At 65.8% G+C, this 17,708-nt stretch carries 18 protein-coding genes; 4 read left to right on the top strand and 14 right to left on the bottom strand.

Annotation, left to right across the window (positions count from 1 at the left end; all coding sequences use genetic code 11):
- Position 1: 1 nt before the first annotated feature.
- The 5 genes from ahbB (RS027_RS05515) to RS027_RS05495 all read right to left on the bottom strand — a co-directional run bounded on the left by ahbB (RS027_RS05515) (position 2) and on the right by RS027_RS05495 (position 3,858).
- Positions 2-547 carry a siroheme decarboxylase subunit beta gene (gene ahbB / locus RS027_RS05515; RefSeq protein WP_311954920.1) on the bottom strand — a complete coding sequence of 182 codons (546 nt, stop codon included), beginning with the start codon at positions 545-547 and terminating at the stop codon, positions 2-4.
- Positions 522-1,007 carry an Lrp/AsnC family transcriptional regulator gene (locus tag RS027_RS05510; protein ID WP_311954919.1) on the bottom strand — a complete coding sequence of 162 codons (486 nt, stop codon included), beginning with the start codon at positions 1,005-1,007 and terminating at the stop codon, positions 522-524. Before RS027_RS05510 ends, ahbB (RS027_RS05515) begins: the two co-directional genes overlap by 26 nt.
- Positions 1,004-1,495, bottom strand: coding sequence for a siroheme decarboxylase subunit beta (gene ahbB, locus RS027_RS05505; protein WP_311954918.1), 492 nt, complete (start codon positions 1,493-1,495; stop codon positions 1,004-1,006). The genes RS027_RS05510 and ahbB (RS027_RS05505) overlap by 4 nt, the downstream gene beginning before the upstream one ends.
- Positions 1,492-2,058 carry an Lrp/AsnC family transcriptional regulator gene (locus RS027_RS05500; RefSeq protein WP_311954917.1) on the bottom strand — a complete coding sequence of 189 codons (567 nt, stop codon included), beginning with the start codon at positions 2,056-2,058 and terminating at the stop codon, positions 1,492-1,494. The genes ahbB (RS027_RS05505) and RS027_RS05500 overlap by 4 nt, the downstream gene beginning before the upstream one ends.
- Before the next feature lie 75 nt (positions 2,059-2,133).
- Positions 2,134-3,858, bottom strand: a complete 1,725-nt coding sequence (locus RS027_RS05495) for a cytochrome D1 domain-containing protein (RefSeq protein WP_311954916.1) — start codon at positions 3,856-3,858, stop codon at positions 2,134-2,136.
- 350 nt (positions 3,859-4,208) lie between these two features.
- On the opposite strand from RS027_RS05495, the gene RS027_RS05490 reads away from it, so the two are divergent.
- The gene (locus tag RS027_RS05490; protein ID WP_311954915.1) at positions 4,209-4,625 is read left to right on the top strand and encodes a c-type cytochrome; all 417 of its coding nucleotides are present in this window, start codon (positions 4,209-4,211) and stop codon (positions 4,623-4,625) included.
- Positions 4,622-5,887, top strand: coding sequence for a cytochrome D1 domain-containing protein (locus RS027_RS05485; protein ID WP_311954914.1), 1,266 nt, complete (start codon positions 4,622-4,624; stop codon positions 5,885-5,887). The genes RS027_RS05490 and RS027_RS05485 overlap by 4 nt, the downstream gene beginning before the upstream one ends.
- A gap of 7 nt (positions 5,888-5,894) precedes the next feature.
- On the opposite strand, the gene RS027_RS05480 is transcribed toward RS027_RS05485, so the two are convergent.
- The 4 genes from RS027_RS05480 to RS027_RS05465 form a co-directional block, all read right to left on the bottom strand.
- Positions 5,895-6,146, bottom strand: a complete 252-nt coding sequence (locus RS027_RS05480) for a YkoF family thiamine/hydroxymethylpyrimidine-binding protein (RefSeq protein WP_311954913.1) — start codon at positions 6,144-6,146, stop codon at positions 5,895-5,897.
- A 69-nt stretch (positions 6,147-6,215) separates the two neighbouring features.
- On the bottom strand, positions 6,216-7,262 hold the full coding sequence (gene dinB, locus RS027_RS05475; RefSeq protein WP_311954957.1) for a DNA polymerase IV: 1,047 nt from the start codon (positions 7,260-7,262) through the stop codon (positions 6,216-6,218).
- Positions 7,263-7,295: 33 nt separating this feature from the next.
- A complete protein-coding gene (locus RS027_RS05470; protein ID WP_311954912.1) occupies positions 7,296-8,765 on the bottom strand; it encodes a protein adenylyltransferase SelO in 1,470 nt (489 codons plus the stop codon).
- 63 nt (positions 8,766-8,828) lie between these two features.
- A complete protein-coding gene (locus RS027_RS05465) occupies positions 8,829-9,695 on the bottom strand; it encodes an NAD-dependent protein deacetylase (protein ID WP_311954911.1) in 867 nt (288 codons plus the stop codon).
- Between the two features lie 95 nt (positions 9,696-9,790).
- On the opposite strand from RS027_RS05465, the gene RS027_RS05460 reads away from it, so the two are divergent.
- On the top strand, positions 9,791-10,963 hold the full coding sequence (locus tag RS027_RS05460) for a UbiH/UbiF/VisC/COQ6 family ubiquinone biosynthesis hydroxylase (RefSeq protein ID WP_311954910.1): 1,173 nt from the start codon (positions 9,791-9,793) through the stop codon (positions 10,961-10,963).
- Between the two features lie 37 nt (positions 10,964-11,000).
- Positions 11,001-12,107 (top strand): pyridoxal phosphate-dependent aminotransferase, encoded by a 1,107-nt coding sequence (locus RS027_RS05455; protein ID WP_311954909.1) that lies wholly within the window; start codon positions 11,001-11,003, stop codon positions 12,105-12,107.
- 7 nt (positions 12,108-12,114) lie between these two features.
- Here RS027_RS05455 and cfa read toward each other — a convergent pair whose 3' ends face one another.
- The 5 genes from cfa to RS027_RS05430 form a co-directional block, all read right to left on the bottom strand.
- Positions 12,115-13,263, bottom strand: coding sequence for a cyclopropane fatty acyl phospholipid synthase (gene cfa / locus RS027_RS05450; RefSeq protein ID WP_311954908.1), 1,149 nt, complete (start codon positions 13,261-13,263; stop codon positions 12,115-12,117).
- A gap of 140 nt (positions 13,264-13,403) precedes the next feature.
- Complete coding sequence (locus RS027_RS05445) at positions 13,404-14,264, bottom strand: universal stress protein (protein WP_311954907.1); 861 nt, start codon at positions 14,262-14,264, stop codon at positions 13,404-13,406.
- An 81-nt stretch (positions 14,265-14,345) separates the two neighbouring features.
- Positions 14,346-15,830, bottom strand: coding sequence for a SulP family inorganic anion transporter (locus RS027_RS05440; protein ID WP_311954906.1), 1,485 nt, complete (start codon positions 15,828-15,830; stop codon positions 14,346-14,348).
- 103 nt (positions 15,831-15,933) lie between these two features.
- On the bottom strand, positions 15,934-16,851 hold the full coding sequence (locus tag RS027_RS05435) for a DMT family transporter (RefSeq protein WP_311954905.1): 918 nt from the start codon (positions 16,849-16,851) through the stop codon (positions 15,934-15,936).
- Positions 16,848-17,687, bottom strand: coding sequence for a slipin family protein (locus RS027_RS05430; RefSeq protein ID WP_311954904.1), 840 nt, complete (start codon positions 17,685-17,687; stop codon positions 16,848-16,850). Before RS027_RS05430 ends, RS027_RS05435 begins: the two co-directional genes overlap by 4 nt.
- Positions 17,688-17,708 lie beyond the last annotated feature (21 nt).

Raw genomic sequence — 17,708 nt, 5'->3', positions numbered from 1 at the left:
GTTATGATTTGCCCGCGCCCGCCAGGCGCAGGCCGGTCTTTTTCAAGATCCGCGAGCTGTAGAGAATGCGGTAGTCGCGGCAGGCACTGCCAAGGCGAAGACGCAACGCTTCAGCCTGATGCTCCACCTCGTCACGGGTCCTGCCGTGGAGCATGGCAAAGAGGTTGTACGGCCAGTGCGGCAGGTGCCGCGGCCGGCGATAGCAGTGGCTGACGCCGTCTACGCCGGCGATTTCCCGGCCCAGGCGGTCGATGTCAGCATCGTCCACGTCCCACACGCTCATGCCGTTGGCCACATACCCCAGCCGGTAGTGGTTGGGCACCGCCGCCACCCGGCGGATCACCCCGGCCTTTTGCATGGCCTGCATGCGCGAAAGCACTTCCCCGCCGCTAACGCCCACCTGCTCGCCCACGGCGCGCCAGGGGTCGGGGTAAAGCGGCAGCCCCGCCTGGGTGGCAAGCACTATCGCGCGGTCGATGGCGTCCGGGGCAAAGGCCGGCACGGCCGTTGGGCTGTCCGGCTTAGACCGGCAGATGGAGTCGTACATGAAACTCCTCCTCCTTGGGCATGTTGTAGACGGCAAGGCCCGTGGCGGCTTCGATCTCGTCGATAGCCTCGGCAATGCGCTCGGGCGTCTCGGTAGCCAGCACAAACCACATGTTGAGGGCGTGCTCCCGGCGGTAGTTGTGGGCTACCTCGGGGAAGGCGTTAACAATGCCGGTCACGCGCTCGTAGTCGTCCTCGGGCACCCGGAGCGCGGCAAGGGTCAGCCCGCCGCCCAGGCGCTCGGCGTGATACATGGGCCCAAAGCGGCTGAGCACGCCGCTGTCGCGCAGCTGCTCCAGCCGGTACAAAAGCCGGCCTTCGCTCAGGGAAAGCTCCTCGGCGACCCGGGCAAAGGGCCGCTCAGCCAGCGGCAAGCCGTCCTGCAGCCGATTGATGATCGTGCGGTCGGTGGCGTCAAGCGCCATTGGTGCCTGATTGGCGGCGGTTCTGGCGGCACTCATGAGTGTTCCTCCCGGGTGTAGCGGGCGCCACGCTGGCGGTAGGCGTGGTGGCTGAACAGCACCTGATGGGCGGTATCAGCCAGCGCCTGGCGGGCGATGATGGCGTCAAGCTCGGCCAGCACGCGCTCCCGGCGCACGCCGTGAATCATGCAGAAAAGGTTGTAGGGCCAGTCCGGCAGGCGGCGCGGGCGGCGGTAGCAAAGCGTCACCGCGGGCTCGGCGGCAAGCGCTCTTCCCACCTTGCCCACGCGCTCGTCGGCAATGTCCCACACCACCATGGCGTTGGCCGCCATGCCCAGCCGGCGGTGGCGCACCACCAGCCCCATCCGTTTGATCAGGCCGTCGTCCTGCCAGCGCCGGGCGCAGGCCATGGCCTCGTCTTCTCTCATGCCGGCCTGGCGGGCCAGTTCCTCCCAGGGGCGCGGTACCAGCGGCAGGCCTTTTTCCAGCAGGCCGCGCAGGCGCTGCTCGGCGTCAGTCCGGGTCATACACCCTCCGTGACGGCGTGACGGTCAAGCTCAGGGCTTTCCAATTCGTCCCAGGGCAGCGGAAAGGCCAGGTCGATATGAAAGCTTTCGAGCATGGGCAGGCGCAGCACCGCACGCCCGAGGCGCTGCTCGAGCGCTGCGAGGCGGGCTTCAAGCTCGGCTTCGTCGGGGGCGGTCATCACAAACCAGAGGTTGAATCCCCGGGCGGCGTCGCGCAGGTAGTTGTGGTTGATGCCGGGGGCGCGGTTGATCTCGGCGGCCACGGCGTCGCGCTCAACATCATCGGCGGCCACCGCCGCGAGCAGGCTGGCGCCGGCCCGGGCGTGGTCGAATACCGGCCCTGCCCGGCTGATCACGCCCAGGGCGTGCAGCCGCTCAAGGCGGTTTAGAATGTCTCCTTCCGTGGTCTCAAGGCGCTCGGCCAGCGCACGGTAAGGCCTGGCTTCAACGGGAAGGTCGCGCTGGCAGGTATCCAGCAGGCGGCGATCGAGGGCGTCAAGCTCGCCCGGATCAAGCTTGCCCGGACCAGAACGGCGCGTCTGATCGTGCATTTGATTCGGCATAGGCTCTCCCCTACTCTCTTCATCCGTTGTGTGCCGGGGCCGGCGAGCAGGGCGCCCGCCGGCCGGTTTTACGGCTTAGTAGATGTCTTTCTGGGTGTTGATCACGTTGAACTTGCCGGTCGGCGTGACGATCCGCTCGTCCTTGATGACCTTCTTCAGCTCGCGAGTGGTGTCGTCAACCACCACCAGCGCGGACTGCTGGTCCATGGTGTTCCACACCGAGAACCACACTTCGTCGCCGGCCTGGTTGTACTCCGGCTGCACCACGCGCTTGGGGCCTTCGCCCACGTCGGCCCATTCGGCGATGGGCAGCACCTCGAAGCCGTCCTCCAGGTTGTTGATATCAAAGACGGCAACGCTCTGGCTGATGTCCTCACCGGGGTTCAGCGCGGTATCCACGTAGAGGTTGTCGGACTCGGGGTGGGTCTTGACGAACAGCGAGCCGCCGCCCTGACCGTCGATGCTGCGCACCACTTTCCAGGCGTTGTCCGGATGCCCTTCGGGGTCGGTGCCGATCAGCTGGATGCTGGCATCGCCCAGGTGGCTGGTAGCCCAAACAGGCCCGAACTCGGGGTCGACGAAGTTGGCGCCGCGACCCGGGTGCGGGGTCTTGCCGACGTCGACGATGGACTCAAGCTCGCGCTCCTTGGCGTCGATCACCACGATCTGGTTGGACTCGTTGGCCGCGGTCAGGAAGTAGCGCCCCGAGGCGTCCCAGCCGCCGTCATGCAGGAAGCGCGAGGTGTCGATCTCAACGGTGGAGATGGCGTCCATGTCCTCGTAGTTGACCAGGCGTACCTTGCCGGTTTCCTTGACGTTGACGATGAACTCGGGATGCTGATGCGAGCCCACGATCGCCGCCACGCGCGGTTCCGGGTGGTACTCCTGGGTGCCTACGGTCATGCCCCGGGTGCTGACGATCTTCTTCGGCTCCAGGGTCTGGCCGTCCATGATTACGTACTGGGGCGGCCAGTAGGCCCCGGCAATGGCCAGGTCGTCTTCGTACCCCTCAAACTTGGAGGTCTCCACCGAGCGCGCTTCCATGCCGATCTTGATGGTGGCGACGATGTCCGGGTCTTCCATCCACAGATCGATCATGTCGACCTTGGCGTCGCGGCCGATGACGAAGATGTAGCGTCCGGACGCCGACATGCGTGAAATATGCACGGCGTAGCCGGTGTCGAGGATCTTGGCGATTTCCTTGGTCTCGCCGTCGATCAGCGCGATCTGGCCGGCGTCGCGCAGGGTCACCGAGAACAGGTTCTCGATATCCCAGTCGTTCATCTTCTCCGTGGGCCGGTCTTCGGGGGCGATCACCACTTCCCAGGTGTCGCGCATATCGGACATGCCAAACTCCGGCGGCACCGGCGGCTCGTGCATCACGTACTTGGCCATGAGCTCGACTTCATCCTCGGTGAAATCGCCCGACGTACCCCAGTTGGGCATGCCGGCGGGCGAGCCGTAGTTGATGAAGGTCTTGAGGTACTCGATCCCACGTTCCTGAGTAATGTCGGTGGTCAGCGGCTTGCCCGTGGCCCCCTTACGCAGCACGCCGTGGCAGCCGGCGCAGCGCTGAAAATAAATCTCCTTGGCCTTTTCGAACTCGGCTTCGGTCAAATCCGGCGCGCCGGGCGTTTTCACCACCTTCGCCGACTCCGCGTCTACGGCCGATTCGCCCCCTTTATACGCCGCCTCAGCTTCGTCAATGTCCTTGTGCTGGGCGCTTGCGGTTCCCATTCCCAACGCCAGTGCGGCAATGGCCACGGCTAGCGGCGTCCGGTATCCCTTTTTCATCGTCATCGTTCCACCTCTGTGTCATGAGACTGACTGCGTCATCAAACTGCACGGTTTTCGTCAGGTTGCGATGCTTGTTGTTATCTGGGCTCAGTGTGACGCACAAAGATGCCTCTCTCATGCCTGTTCGCGCGTTTCTCGCCGTTATCCGCCGGCTTTTTGACGTGCGTCAACAACCCGGCTACCACCCGGGAGGAAACGTTGCGGGGTCTAAGGACTTGTGAAGCGTGAACGGCAGCGGCGCTTTCTTGACGTGCATCAAGGCAAGGCCGGCGCTAGCCGGCAAGACTGTAAAGAGGCATTCGCGGCACGGGGTTGATACCTGCCCGGAACCCACTCGACATTCAGGAGACACCATGGCGTCAGGCACTGCTCGTCACCCCGCGCGAAAGGCGCGTCACGCCGCAGGCGCAGCGCTCGCCGCCTGCCTGCTGGCAGCGGCCCTGGCGGGAAGCGCGGCCGCCGACGGCGGGCTTTCCGCCGCGCGCAAGGCCGAGCTCGACACCCTGCTCTATCAGGACTGCGGCTCCTGCCACGGCATGACCCTGCGGGGCGGGCTGGGCCCGGCGCTCGACGCCGAGCGCATGCGGGCCTACGGCGAAGACGGCCTGACGGCGCTGATTCTCAACGGCGTCCCCGGCACCGCCATGCCCGCCTGGAAGTCGCTGCTAAGCGAGCAGGAAGCTCGCTGGCTGGCCGACCAGCTCCAGCATCACAATGCCTTGAAAACATCAGGTTCTGAAAAACCGGCCGCCACAGGAGACACGCCATGACGTTTGTGCCCCACCGCTTTATCCGCCGCCGGCCTTTCCCCCTTGGGGCGCTGGTCGCCGCCTCGGCCCTCGCCCTGCTGGCAAGCGGGGCCCCGGCGGTCGCCGCCGACGAACTGCGCGGCACCGGGGACCTGGGCGTGATCGTCGAGCGCGCTTCGGGCCGCGTGGCCGTGGTGGACACCAGCGCCCGGGAGGTGCTCGAGCGGATCGACGGCCTGGGCGATCTCTCCCACGCCTCGGTGAAGTTTGCCCGGGACGGGCGCTTCGCGTTTATCTTCGGCCGCGACGGCGGGCTCAGCCGGGTGGACCTGCTGAGCGGCGAGATCACCCACCGCATCATCCAGTCGGGCAACAGCATCGGCGGGGCGATTTCCCAGGACGGCTCGCTTGTCGCCGTAGCCAACTACGAGCCCGGCGGCGTGCGGGTGTTCGACAGCCGGACCCTTTCGCCGGTGGCCGAGTTTCCCGCCCTCTACGAGGACGAAAGCGGCGAGGAGCAGCGCTCCCGGGTGGTGGGGCTGGTGGACGCGCCGGGCAATCGCTTTGTCTACAGCCTGTTTGACGCCGGCGAAATCCGCGTGGTGGATATGAATCGGGAGCCGGGCGCGGGGGAAGCTGAGGGCGGCGAGGAGGCGTTTGACGTCACGCGCTTTGCCGACATCGGCAAAAAGCCCTACGACGCGCTGATCGGCCCGGACGGGCGCTACTACATCGCCGGGCTGTTCGGCGAGGACGGCCTGGCACTGCTGGATCTATGGCATCCGGAAGACGGCGTCAAGCGCATCCTCCCCGACTACGGCCGCGGCGAGGAGCGCCTGCCGGTGTACAAGATGCCCCATCTGGAAGGCTGGACCATGGCCGGGCGCCAGGCGTTCTTCCCCGCCGTTGGCCGCCACGAGGTGCTGGTGGCGGATACCGCCGACTGGTCGCTTGCCGAGCGCATCCCCGTCCACGGCCAGCCGATCTTTGTCATGAGCCGGCCGGACAAGCGCCAGCTGTGGGTCAATTTTGCCCACCCGGACAACGACGTGGTGCAGGTGATCGACACCGAAAAACGCGAGGTGATCGCCACGCTCTCGCCGGGCGAAGCGGTGCTGCACATGGAGTTTTCGCCCAAGGGCGAGCAGGTGTGGGTATCGGCCAGGGACAGCGACCGGGTGACGGTGTACGACACCCGCACCCTTGAGGAAGTCGCCCGGCTGGAAAGCGAGTCGCCCAGCGGGATATTTTTCACCCACCGGGCGCACCGCATCGGGCTTTAGGCGGACATCAGCCGCGCGGGCGGCGGTCGCCTTCGAGGAAGTTGGCGGTAAAGGCGGCCTTGCCGTAGGTCTCGAACGACCACTTCATCAGCGCGGAAAGCGCGTCCATGACCGCGTCGAACTCGCCAAATACCTGGGTGCTCATGCGGTTGGAGTAGACTTCAAGCCCGCTGGCTTCCAGGCGTTTGACCACTTCCCGAACCGGCTGCTTGTAATCGTCTTTCAGCGGATAGTAGCTAAGCTGCACGGATAGATACATAACACCTCCTAGGTTGCCTGTGGCAGGCTCCACGCTAACACAGAAGGGAGCGCCGGCGGCGCCACCGCCTCAAAACAGCGACAGCTGCGCCTCGGGCGCCGGCTCGGCCAATCGGTAGCCCACGCCCAATAGCCGCACCGGGCGGCGGCCGCGCTGCCAGCCGGCGTCGAGCAGCGCGGCAAAGGGGGCGTCGTCCAGCACTGCGCCGGCGTGTTCCACGGTGGTCTGGGTGAAGTCGTTGAACTTGATCTTGACCATGGCCCCGCGCACCCCGGGCGGCGGGTCCAGGCGCCGGTAGCGGCGCGCCAAATCGTCGATCAGCGTCGGCAGCTCGTCGTGGCAGGCGGCAAGCGTGGGCAAATCCCGGGGGTAGGTCTGCTCGGTGCTCACCGACTTGCGCTCGCGGCGGGTTTTCACCGGGCGCTCGTCGATGCCCCAGCTCAGCTCGTAAAGCCGCTTGCCAAAGCTTCCGAAGTGCTCGGCAAGCTCGGGGAGCGTGCGCTTGCGCACATCCGTGCAGGTTTCAATGCCCAGCGCCCTGAGCTTTTCGCCGGTGCGCGGCCCCACGCCGTGGATCTTGTTCACCGGCAGCGCGCGGACAAAGTCGTCGATGGCGTCAGGAGGGACCACGCAGAGCCCGTCGGGCTTGTGCCAGTCGCTGGCAATCTTGGCCAGAAACTTGTTGGGCGCCACGCCGGCGGACACGGTAATGCCCACCTCTCGGGCGACCCGGGCGCGGATCGCCTGGGCCATGCGGGTGGCGCTGCCCTGGTGGGCGTTCACCCCGGTCACGTCGAGGTAGGCTTCATCCAACGACAGCGGCTCGATGCGCTCGGTGACGTCGCGGTAGATGGCAAACACCTCCTGGGCCACCGCCTTGTATTTGGGCATGTCGCCGCGAATCACGGTGAGGTGCGGGCAGCGCTTGAGCGCCTGGGCGGTGGGCATGGCCGAATGAATCCCGTATTCTCGGGCCGGGTAGTTGCAGGTAGCGACCACGCCCCGGCGCTCGACGCTGCCGCCGATGGCAATGGGGATGTCGGCAAGCGCGGGGTTATCGCGCATCTCCACCGCGGCATAAAAGCAGTCGCAGTCGCAGTGGATGATCTTGCGCACCGGCGGCGCGGAAAGTGTCATACCCGGGCCGGCTCAGGTGCCGCAGAAGGTGCGCAGCACGCGCTCGCTGGCGGTGGCCGGCGCGGCCAGACGCCGGGCGTCGGCCGTGTCGTCGAAGGGCGCGATAACCACGGCGAGCAGCGCGTAAAACGGCTGATAGTCGCCCTCTTCGGCGGCGCTGATGGCCTCCTGCACGCGGTGGTTACGCGGGATGATGATCGGGTTGGCCCGGCGCATGGCGGCAAGCCGCTCGGCGTCCTCGCCGGCCACCTGCTCGCCCTGCCACCGTGCGAGCCATTCCGCCACCTCCCCGGGCGCCTCGCCGAGCGCCAGCAGATCGTCGCGGCGCGCCTCACCGGGGTCGGCGGCGAAGTGATAAAGCGCGTCAAACGTTGCGGTCATGTCCATCTTGCCCCGCTGCATGGCGTCTTCCAGCGCTTCCATCAGCGGCGCGGCGCGCTCGCTGTCGGCGGCAAGGCCGAGCTTGTCGGCGCTCACTTTTCTGCGCGCCTCGGCAAAGACTTCGTCGAAGCGGCGCAGCACCGCGGTGGCCTCGTTCACCCGCTCGTTTTCCTCGCCCTCCATGAGCATCAGCAAGCACTCGGCCAGCCGGGCCAGGTTCCACTGGGCAATGGCCGGCTGGCGGGAAAAGGCGTAGCGCCCGCCCTGGTCGATGGAGCTATACACCTTGTTCGGGTCGAACGCCTCCATAAAGGCGCAGGGGCCGTAGTCGATGGTTTCGCCGGCGATGCTGGCGTTATCGGTGTTCATGACGCCGTGGATAAAGCCCACGCCCATCCAGCGCGCGACAAGGTACGCCTGGCGGCGCATGACGGCGTCAAACAGCGCCAGGTAGCGGGCGTTGCCGCTTTCTTCCCGTATCGAGGGGTAATGACGCTCGATGGCGTGCTCCACCAGCGCTCCGAGCGCCTCCATATCGCCCCGGGCGGCGGCAAACTGAAAGGTGCCCACGCGGATATGGCTCGCCGCTACCCGAGTGACCACCGCCCCCGGCGCCGGTGGCATGCGCATTACCCGCTCGCCGGTGGCAACCGCCGCCAGCGCCCGAGTGGTGGGAATGCCCATGGCGGCCATGGCTTCGCTGACCAGGTACTCGCGCAGCACCGGCCCCAGCGGCGCGCGGCCGTCGCCGCCCCGGGAATACGGCGTGCGCCCGCTGCCCTTGAGCTGAATGTCCCGACGCTCGCCGTCGGCGTCAAACGCCTCGCCCAGCCACAGCGCCCGGCCGTCGCCGAGCTTGGGCACAAAGTTGCCGAACTGGTGGCCGGCGTAGCCAAGCGCCATGGGCCTGGCCCCGGGCAGCAGCTCGCTGCCGCTGAAATAGCGCGCCAGGGTGGCATCGTCGGGCTGCTCGTCCATGCCCAGCTCGCGGGCAAGCGCGGTATTGAAGACGATCAGGCGCGGATCGGCGGCGGGCGCCGGCTCGCAGGCGGCCCACAGCGAGGCGGGAAGCTCGGCGTAGCGGTGGTGAAGCGTGAACACAAGGCTCTCCTCGATCAAAGTCGTCGGGCAAAACAGACAGGGGGTAAAACAAAAGCCGACCGCTCAGGCCGCGCCGCTGGCCTGCTTCAAATGGCCCACGGCCTGCTCCAGCACCGGGGTCAGCGGCGCGCGCCACTTTTCCGTGAGCAGCGGGTCGGCCCGGGTCACGCCAAGCGACAGTGAAGCCAGCGGCATGCCCCGGGCGTGGGCCTCGCGGAAAAACCGGTAGCCGGAGAAGACCATCAGCGAGGTGCCCACGGCCAGGCCGGCGTTGGCGCGGAAAAGCCCGTCGAGGGCGGCCTCCCGGCGCGCCCGGGGCACGACGTCACCGTAGTACACCACGTCGGGCTTGAAAATGCCGCCGCAGCGGCGGCAGTCAAGCACCCGGAAGGTGCTGAAGTCGAGCTCCAGGTCGGCGTCGCCGTCCGGGGCGTGGCCGGCGTCGAGCCCGGTGAAGGCCGGGTTGTGGCGCGCCATCTCGGCGTGCAGAGCATAGCGCATCATCTTGTAGCCGCAGCTCATGCAGCTCACGGTATCGGCGCGGCCGTGCAGGTCGATGACCCGGCGGGAGCCGGCGCGCTGGTGCAGACGGTCGACGTTTTGCGTGACCAGCTGCTCGACAAAGCCCATGGCTTCAAGCTCGGCCAGCGCCCGGTGAGCGCCGCCAATTCTCGCCTCGCGCATGGCCTCAAAGCCCACCAGCGCCCGCGCCCAGTAGCGCCGGCGCACCGCCCTTGAGGTCATGAAGTCGCGATGCAGCACCGGCGGCGAGCGCTTCCATTGGCCCCGCGCGTCGCGGTAGTCGGGGATGCCGCTGTCGGTGCTCACCCCGGCGCCGGTAATGATCCACAGGCGCTTTTCGCGCCGGATAAAGTCGGCCAGCGCTTCGCCGGCGCGGGCAACGGCCTCTGCGGTGTGGACGCTTTGCATCAATTTCCCCCTAGGCAAGGCAGGCTCCCCTCGACGATACTGGGCTCAGGTCCCGTTATACTACGCTATGACTCGTTTTTACCGGAGGATGTAACATGCAGCGCGATCATGAAATCGTTATCGTCGGCGGCGGCATGGTAGGCGCTGCGCTGGCTGCTCGGCTGGGTTACGCGGGTGTCAACGTGGGGCTTGTCGAACGCGGCGACGCGCCCGCCGAGCCCCGGGGCGATTTTGACCTGCGTATCTCGTCGCTGAACACCCGTTCGCTTGCCTTTATCGAAGCCGGGGGCACCCGGATTCCTCCGGACCGCAGCTGCGTGTTCCGCCATATCGAAGGCTGGAACCAGGACGGGCGCGGCCACAGCGTCTTTTCCGCCGCCGACAGCGGCCTTGACGACTTCGGCCGCTTCGTCGAAAACAAGGCCCTGCAGTACGCCCTCTGGCAGCAGCTTAAGCGCCTGCCCGGCGTGACGCTCTACACCCGCTGCGCGCCGCTTTCCACGGTGGCCGGCCACCAGGCCCGGCTGCTGGAGCTGGACAGCGGCAAGACGCTCTCCGCCGCGCTGGTGGTCGGCGCCGACGGCGCCAGCTCGCGCCTGCGCGAGCTGGCCGGCATCGAAGTTAGCACCTACGACTACCGCCAGCGCGCGCTGATCACCAACGTCGAAACCGAGCTCCCCCAGCAGGACGTCAGCTGGCAGTGTTTCACGCCTACCGGGCCCATGGCCATGCTGCCGCTGCCCGGCCACCACGCCTCGCTGATCTGGTACGACCGCGACAGCACCACCCGGGCCCGGGAGATGCTAAGCGACGACGCGCTTGCCCGCGCCATCGAGGCCGCCTTCCCCCCGCGGCTGGGCAACATTCTGCGCGTGACCGGGCGGGCGAGCTTTCCCATCAAGCGCCAGCACGCCCGGCGCTACGTCGGCAAGCGCCTGGCGCTGATCGGCGACGCCGCCCACGTCGTCCACCCGCTGGCGGGCCAGGGGCTGAACATCGGCCTGCACGACGCCGACACCCTGGCCGAGCTGATTCTTGCCCGACGCGACGCCGGCGACGCCCGCGCCCTGCGCCGCTTTGAAATCAAGCGCCGGCTGGCCAACCAGGCCATGCTCGCCGCCACGGACAGCTTCCACCATCTCTTTACCGGCGCCCGGCCGCTGCGCCAGCTCGGCGACTGCGGCCTGACCCTGGCCGAGCGGCTGCCCGCCGCCAAGCGCATGATGTCGCGCCAGGCCAACGGGCTGAACCCGTTTTCCCGCCGCTGAGGCGACGACAGGCTAACCACAGAGTTCTGGAGCGTTTATGCCCCGCTATCCGCATCACCTTGACGGCGACGGCCCGCACAATCCCTTCCCCGGCATCAGGGTGCTGGAGCGCAAGCTCGGCCACGCCATCCCCCACCGGCTGGGCGCCAACGAGGGGCTGGACATGCCCCACCGCGCCCTGCGCGAGCGCTTCGGCGACGCCGCCGTCGAGCACGCCTACGGCTACGGTGACGCCGAGGCTCTGGGCGTGCGCCAACGGCTTGCCGCGCAGCAGGGCATCGACCTTGAGACCCTGATCGTCGACGCCGGCGCCGACAGCCTGATCGCGCTCTCGCTGCGCGCTTTGGTGGCGCCGGGCAACGCGGTCATCGCCACCGCGGGCACCTACCCCACCTTTGGCTACTTTGCCCGGGGCCACGGCGCCGAGGTGGTGGAAGTCGCCTACCGTCAGGCCCCCGGCGTGCTCGCCCCGGACCTCGAGGCCCTGGCGGACGCCGCCCGACGCCACAAAGCCCGGCTGGTCTATCTGGCCAACCCGGACAACCCCGGCGGGCACCTGCATACCGACGCCGACGTGGCCGCCCTGCGCGAACGGCTGCCCGAGGACTGCTGGCTGCTGCTCGACGAGGCCTACGGCGACTTTCGTAATGATGCCTCAGACGGCTCTCTTGCCCGGGCGCTACCCGGCGTGGTGCGCCTGCGCACCCTGTCCAAGGCTCACGGCCTGGCCGGGCTAAGAGTCGGCTACGCCATTACCGAGCCCTGGGTGGTGGCGCTGATGATGAAGGTGAGGATCCACTACGCGGTGTCGACGCTGACCCAGGCCATGGCCGAAACCGTGCTCGACCACCCGGACGAGACCCGGGCGCATATCGACGGGGTGAAGGAGCGCCGCGAGCGCCTTGCCGCGCATCTGCAGCGTCTGGGCGGCGAAGTGCTGCCCAGCGCCACCAACTTCGTCGCCCTGCGGCTGAAAAGCGCGGAGGCGGCGGCGCGGGTCCACCAGGCGCTGCTGGGCGAGGGCAAGCTCATCGCCCGCCCGGGCCACCCGGACATCGCCAGCCTGCTGCGCATTACCGCCGTGGAGGACGCCCTGGCCCCCGGCCGGCTGGCAACGCTGGAAGCGGAACTAAGCGCTAGCTGACTCAGGCCTAACTGACCCGAGTGTAGCCGCCCTCGACGCCGTGCTTGCTCAGCACCAACTGCCACAGCTGCAGTTCCCGGGCGCGGAAGCCCCCGGCGCAGCTCAGCAGGTAATAGCGCCACATGCGGTAGAAGGTATCGCCGTACGCCTCGCGGAACTGGGGCCAGCTCTCGCAGAAGTTGTCGTGCCAGGCCATCAGAGTGTGATCGTAGTCGGCGCCAAAGTTGTGCACGTCTTCGAGCACGAACAGGCCATCGACGGCCTCGGCGATACGGTTGAACGAGGGAATTTCGCCGTTGGGGAAAATATACTTGTCGATCCAGGGATCCGGCGGCGTGGAGGCCACGTTCTTGCCGATGGTGTGCAGCAAAAACATGCCGTCCTCTTTCAGGCAGCGGTTGGCCACTTCCATGAACTCGCGGTAGTTCTTGCGCCCCACGTGCTCGAACATGCCGATGCTCACCACGCGGTCGAATTTTTCGGTTTCTTCGCGATAGTCGCGCAGGCGAAACGCCACCGGTAACCCCTGCTTCATCAGCCGCTTGCCGAACTCGGCCTGCTCTGTGGAAATCGTCAGTCCCACGCACTCAACGCCGTAGTGCTCGGCGGCGTAGGCCATGAAGCTGCCCCAGCCGCAGCCGATATCCAGCACGCGCATGCCGGGCTCAAGGCCCAGCTTGCGGCACACCAGTTCGAGCTTCGCGGCCTGGGCGTCGTCCAGGGTGGCCGCGTCTTTCCAGTAGCCGCAGGTGTAGGTCATGCGCCCATCGAGCATGGCGGCGTAGAATTCGTTGCCCAGATCGTAATGTTCCTGGCCCACCTGCCAGGCGCGCTTGGCGCTTTGTAGGTTGAGCAGGCGGGCGCGCAGCGCGTGATACGCAAGCTGGGTAGACTTGACCCGGCGGTTGAGCCGGGCACGCATCAGGCGATAAAAAAACTGGTCCAACGCCTCGGCTTCCCAGTCGCCGTGCATGTAGCTTTCGCCCAGCCCCAGGTTGCCCCGGGACAGGGCCTGCTCGATCACCCCCGGCGCCTTTAGCTGAATGTCCCAGGGGCGGTCGCCGTTGATGCGGATATCGGCTTCGGCCAGCAGCGCCTCGGCATAGCGGTGGGTCGACGAGGCCGGATCAAAATACGTATCTCGTTTGACTGTCATTGGAACAAGACCACCCAAGCATCGTGAGAAACTTTAAGCTTTATCCAGGCAACATGCCCTTGCATAGCATGCTACCTACTTGCTCACCCCTGGACCACCTCACTTTCGTCGACGGCAATCGGCGTCAACGGTAGCCGGCGTTAGCGTAAAATCAGCGCCGGAACATGCGCGTTGCGCAGCATGCTGGTGGTGGTGCTGCCCACCAGAAAATGGCGGATACGCGAATGACCGTAGGCGCCCATGACGGTAATGTCGATGTTGTTGTCGGCCTCAAAGGCATGCAGCGTGGCTTCCACTTCGCCGGCGCGGATAGTGCCCTCGGCATGAAGCCCGGCCTGCTGCAGCAGGTCCACCGCCCAGGCGAGCGCCATGCGGTGCTCGGCGGTATCCGCCCCCACGGATACCACGTGGCAGGCGACCCCCTGAAACAGCGGGCTTTTGGCCAGCATTTCCACGCCCTTGCGGGCGGTCTTGCTACCGTCGAAGGCGATCATGACGTTTTCCGGCGTCTTGAAGCCGGTACGCGGCACCATCAAAATCGGCCGGCGCAGCTCGCGCACCACGCGCTCCAGGTTCGACCCCAGATGGCCGCTGGCCTGGTCGGCGTTTTCGCCGCGCTTGCCCAGCACCAGAAGGCGCGTCTGGCTTTCGTACTCGGCCAGGGTATCCACCAGGGTGCCGTTGCGCTGGCGCGGTCGGGCATCGCTCACGCCCTTGTCGCCGGCCCGGCGGCAGGCCTCGTCAAGCATCAGCCGTCCCTGCTCACGATTGATCCGGGCGCGCTTTTCGTCAAGCTCGGCAAGCTCGTTGAGCAGCGTTTCCCGGGCGCCCAGGCGCAGACTGCCGGACAAATCGGGATCTTCCACCGTTGGCGGGTGGTTATCCACGGCGTGCAGAAACATCAGCGGCGCGGCTAGCATCCGGCTGGCCCAGGCGGCGTAATCACAGACGCTTGCAGAAAAAGACGAGCCGTCGATCGCGGCCACTACGTGTTCGGTCATCCTGGTCTCCAGATTGGCGGCCCCGTTGGGCGGGTCCGGCTTGCCGGCGTGCTGCCTGCCGGGCCTTGTAGGGCGTGTAGGCTAGCCCATGAGCTTTTCTACCGCTTCGGCGTCGTTATGGATCGCGTAGCGGTCAACGATGGTGGCGCTGGCTTCGTTCAGCCCCACCAGGTTCACCCTGGTGCCTTCCCGGCGGAACTTGATCACCACCCGGTCCAGGGCCTGTACCGCGCTGATATCCCAGAAATGCGCCCGGGACAGATCGATGGTCACCTCGTCGACGCTTTCCTTGAAGTCAAACGCCGCGCCAAAGCGTTCGCAGGAGGCAAAGAACACCTGCCCTACGACCTGGTACTCCCGGGCTCTGCCGGCTTCGACCTCGTGCGAACCAATATAGAGGATATTGCCCACTTTGTTGGCAAAGTTCATCGCCGCCAGCAGAACGCCGACGAAAACGCCCAGCGCCAGGTTGTGGGTGAACACGGTTACCGCCACCGTGGCGAGCATTACCATGTTGGTACTCATGGGGTGTTTTCTCAGGTCGCGGATGGACTCCCAGCTGAACGTGCCCACGGAAACCATGATCATCACCGCCACCAAGGCGGCCATGGGAATCAGCGAGACAAAGTCCGACAGAAATACCACCAGCAACAAAAGGCCGATACCCGCCACCAGCGTGGAAGTACGCTGGCGCCCGCCGGATTTCACGTTGATCACCGACTGGCCGATCATCGCGCAGCCGGCCATGCCGCCCAAAAGCCCGGCACCGAGGTTGGCAATGCCCTGGCCCTTGCACTCGCGATTCTTGTCGCTCGGGGTATCGGTCAGGTCATCGACGATGGTCGCCGTCATCATCGACTCCAGAAGCCCTACCACGGCGAGCATCAGCGAATAGGGAAAAATGATCCTGAGCGTTTCCAGGTCAAGCGGCACATCGGGCCACAGAAACACCGGCAGGCTGTCGGGCAGCTCGCCCATATCGCCCACGGTGCGAATGTCCATGCCGGTCGCCAGATACACCGCCGTGAGCACCAGAATGCACACCAGCGGCGAGGGAATTGAAGTACCCACCCGGGGCAGGTAGGGGAAGCCGTAGATGATCGCAAGCCCCGCGGCGGTCATGGCGTAGACGTGCCAGGTCACGCCGGTGAGCTCGGGCAACTGGGCCATGAAGATCAAAATCGCCAGGGCGTTGACAAACCCGGTGACCACCGAGCGCGAGACAAAGCGCATGAGATCGGCGAGGCGCAGGTAGCCGGCGAGTATCTGCAGCACGCCGGTGAGCAGCGTCGCGGCAAGCAGGTACTCAAGCCCGTGCTCCTTGACCAGGGTGACCATGAGCAGCGCCATGGCCCCGGTGGCCGCCGAAATCATGCCCGAACGCCCGCCGGCAAAGGCAATGATCACGCAGATGGCAAAGGACGCGTACAGCCCCACCTTGGGGTCGACGCCGGCGATAATGGAAAAGGCAATGGCTTCGGGAATCAGCGCCAGCGCGACGACGATGCCCGACAGCACATCGGCTTTCAGGTTGGAAAGCCAGGTTTGCTTGAACGACTCGATCATTGATCCGTCCCGCGGTTGGAAGGTTAAAGCACGTAAAAGAGCAACAGGGCCGCGCATTCTACCTGCCCGACACGCCTCTTGCATGTGCGGGCTCCCGGGCGCCTTACGCGTCCGGCGGAAAGCCCTGGTTGGCCAGATAGCGACGCCAGCGCATTTCCATACGCCGCTCGATCAGGCTCTTGATCACCAGAGTGCCGATCACCAGAGCGCCACCGATAAAGGCAAGACTGGAGGGCTGCTCGCCGAGCAGCCACCAGACCCAGAGAGTGCCGGTGACGGTTTCCAGCAGGAACAGCAGGCTGACTTCCGCGGCGGGCAGATATAGCGGGCCGCGCTGGATCAAGGTAAAGCCGATAGGAATCAGGATCAGGCACAGCAGAATCAAGTATTTGGCTTGATCTGCGTTAGGCAATGCCCAGCCGCCGCTGGCGAGCCAAGGGGACAGCAGCGCCACCATCAGCCCCGCCAGCACCAGCATGGGGCTCATGTCCACGCCCGGACGGGTGCGACAAAGGGTAAAGTTGGCCGCCAGGGAAAGCGCTGCCAGCAGGGCGAAACCATTGCCGATCCAGGAGCCCGCGCCGGCGTCGTCGAAGACGATCAGCGAGGTGCCGAACAGGCACAGGACGATAGCGACCCAGGTGCGAAGTGGCTGACGCTCATGCAAGAAGAAACGCGACAGCAGCGCGGCGATCAAGGGCGCCCCGGCCAGGATCATCAGCACGTTGCCGCCCTTGGTGTACTGATTGCCCAGCACGAAGCCAAAGTTGGAAAGCGTAAAAAGCCCCACCACGCCGAGCCCTACCAGGCCACAGCGACGAAACACCGTCAAGGTCCGGCGACCGCTGCGCAGTACCACGATGGTAAAGAATCCGATCGCCGTCAGAAGCCCCCGCCAGAACAGCATCTGGCTGTCCGGCAGATCGATCAGCTTGATAAGAAGCGCATCCGGGGAAATGATCAAGGGCCCCGCCGCGGTGATCAGAAGACCCTTCTGGCGGCGGGAAAGCGATTGCGTCATGCGTCGGGTGTTACCTCGGTTGAAATCCCTGAGTCAGGCCCCCGGCCGGAGTCGGAACCAGCGCCCGCGCCGCCATCTGATGAAGTTCCTTTTGTTTTCATGTGCTTAAATGCCTCCATGATATCCATGGGCAGTGGAAACACAATCGTCGAGGCATTTTTATTGCTCATGTCGCTCATGGTCTGCAGATAGCGCAGCTGCAGCGCGGCGGCGTTTTCGTTCATGACGTTGGCCGCCTCCACCAGTTTCGCCGCGGCCTGCTGCTCGCCCTCGGCATGAATCACCTTGGCCCGGCGCTCGCGCTCGGCCTCGGCCTGGCGCCCGATGGCGCGGATCATGCTCTCGTCCAGATCCACGTGCTTGATCTCCACGTTGGCGACCTTGATGCCCCAGCTCTCGGTGGAGCTGTCGATGATCTCCTGGATGTCGTCGTTGAGCTTGTCGCGCTCGGAGAGCATTTCGTCCAGGTCGTGCTTGCCCAGCACCGAGCGCAGGGTGGTTTGCGCCAGCTGGCTGGTCGCCACGATGTAGTTTTCCACCTGGATAATGGCTTTTTCCGGGTCCACCACGCGGAAGTACAGCACCGCGTTGACCTTCACCGTGACGTTGTCCTGGGAGATGACGTCCTGCTCGGGGACGTCCATGGTGATCACCCGCAGGTCGACCTTCTGCATCGACTGAATCAGCGGAATCACGATGATAAGCCCGGGCCCCTTGACCGCCTGATAGCGCCCCAGGAAAAACACCACGCCGCGCTTGTATTCCGGCAGAATACGAATCGACAGCGCGATCAGCAGGACCAGTAGAACGACGGGGACAAGATACGGAAGCATCATGAGTCAACTCCTTCAGTTAAC

Source organism: Halomonas garicola (genome assembly GCF_031935715.1).
Lineage (GTDB): Bacteria > Pseudomonadota > Gammaproteobacteria > Pseudomonadales > Halomonadaceae > Vreelandella > Vreelandella garicola.
The sequence above is the reverse complement of the archived record's forward strand: the minus strand, read 5'-3'. Positions and strand labels throughout refer to the sequence as shown.

Coding starts and splice junctions, on each gene's coding strand:
- ahbB (WP_311954920.1), bottom strand. CDS start 547: ATGTACGACTCCATCTGCCGGTCTAAGCCGGACAGCCCAACGGCCGTG.
- RS027_RS05510 (WP_311954919.1), bottom strand. CDS start 1,007: ATGAGTGCCGCCAGAACCGCCGCCAATCAGGCACCAATGGCGCTTGAC.
- ahbB (WP_311954918.1), bottom strand. CDS start 1,495: ATGACCCGGACTGACGCCGAGCAGCGCCTGCGCGGCCTGCTGGAAAAA.
- RS027_RS05500 (WP_311954917.1), bottom strand. CDS start 2,058: ATGCCGAATCAAATGCACGATCAGACGCGCCGTTCTGGTCCGGGCAAG.
- RS027_RS05495 (WP_311954916.1), bottom strand. CDS start 3,858: ATGACGATGAAAAAGGGATACCGGACGCCGCTAGCCGTGGCCATTGCC.
- RS027_RS05490 (WP_311954915.1), top strand. CDS start 4,209: ATGGCGTCAGGCACTGCTCGTCACCCCGCGCGAAAGGCGCGTCACGCC.
- RS027_RS05485 (WP_311954914.1), top strand. CDS start 4,622: ATGACGTTTGTGCCCCACCGCTTTATCCGCCGCCGGCCTTTCCCCCTT.
- RS027_RS05480 (WP_311954913.1), bottom strand. CDS start 6,146: ATGTATCTATCCGTGCAGCTTAGCTACTATCCGCTGAAAGACGATTAC.
- RS027_RS05465 (WP_311954911.1), bottom strand. CDS start 9,695: ATGCAAAGCGTCCACACCGCAGAGGCCGTTGCCCGCGCCGGCGAAGCG.
- RS027_RS05460 (WP_311954910.1), top strand. CDS start 9,791: ATGCAGCGCGATCATGAAATCGTTATCGTCGGCGGCGGCATGGTAGGC.
- RS027_RS05455 (WP_311954909.1), top strand. CDS start 11,001: ATGCCCCGCTATCCGCATCACCTTGACGGCGACGGCCCGCACAATCCC.
- cfa (WP_311954908.1), bottom strand. CDS start 13,263: ATGACAGTCAAACGAGATACGTATTTTGATCCGGCCTCGTCGACCCAC.
- RS027_RS05445 (WP_311954907.1), bottom strand. CDS start 14,264: ATGACCGAACACGTAGTGGCCGCGATCGACGGCTCGTCTTTTTCTGCA.
- RS027_RS05440 (WP_311954906.1), bottom strand. CDS start 15,830: ATGATCGAGTCGTTCAAGCAAACCTGGCTTTCCAACCTGAAAGCCGAT.
- RS027_RS05435 (WP_311954905.1), bottom strand. CDS start 16,851: ATGACGCAATCGCTTTCCCGCCGCCAGAAGGGTCTTCTGATCACCGCG.
- RS027_RS05430 (WP_311954904.1), bottom strand. CDS start 17,687: ATGATGCTTCCGTATCTTGTCCCCGTCGTTCTACTGGTCCTGCTGATC.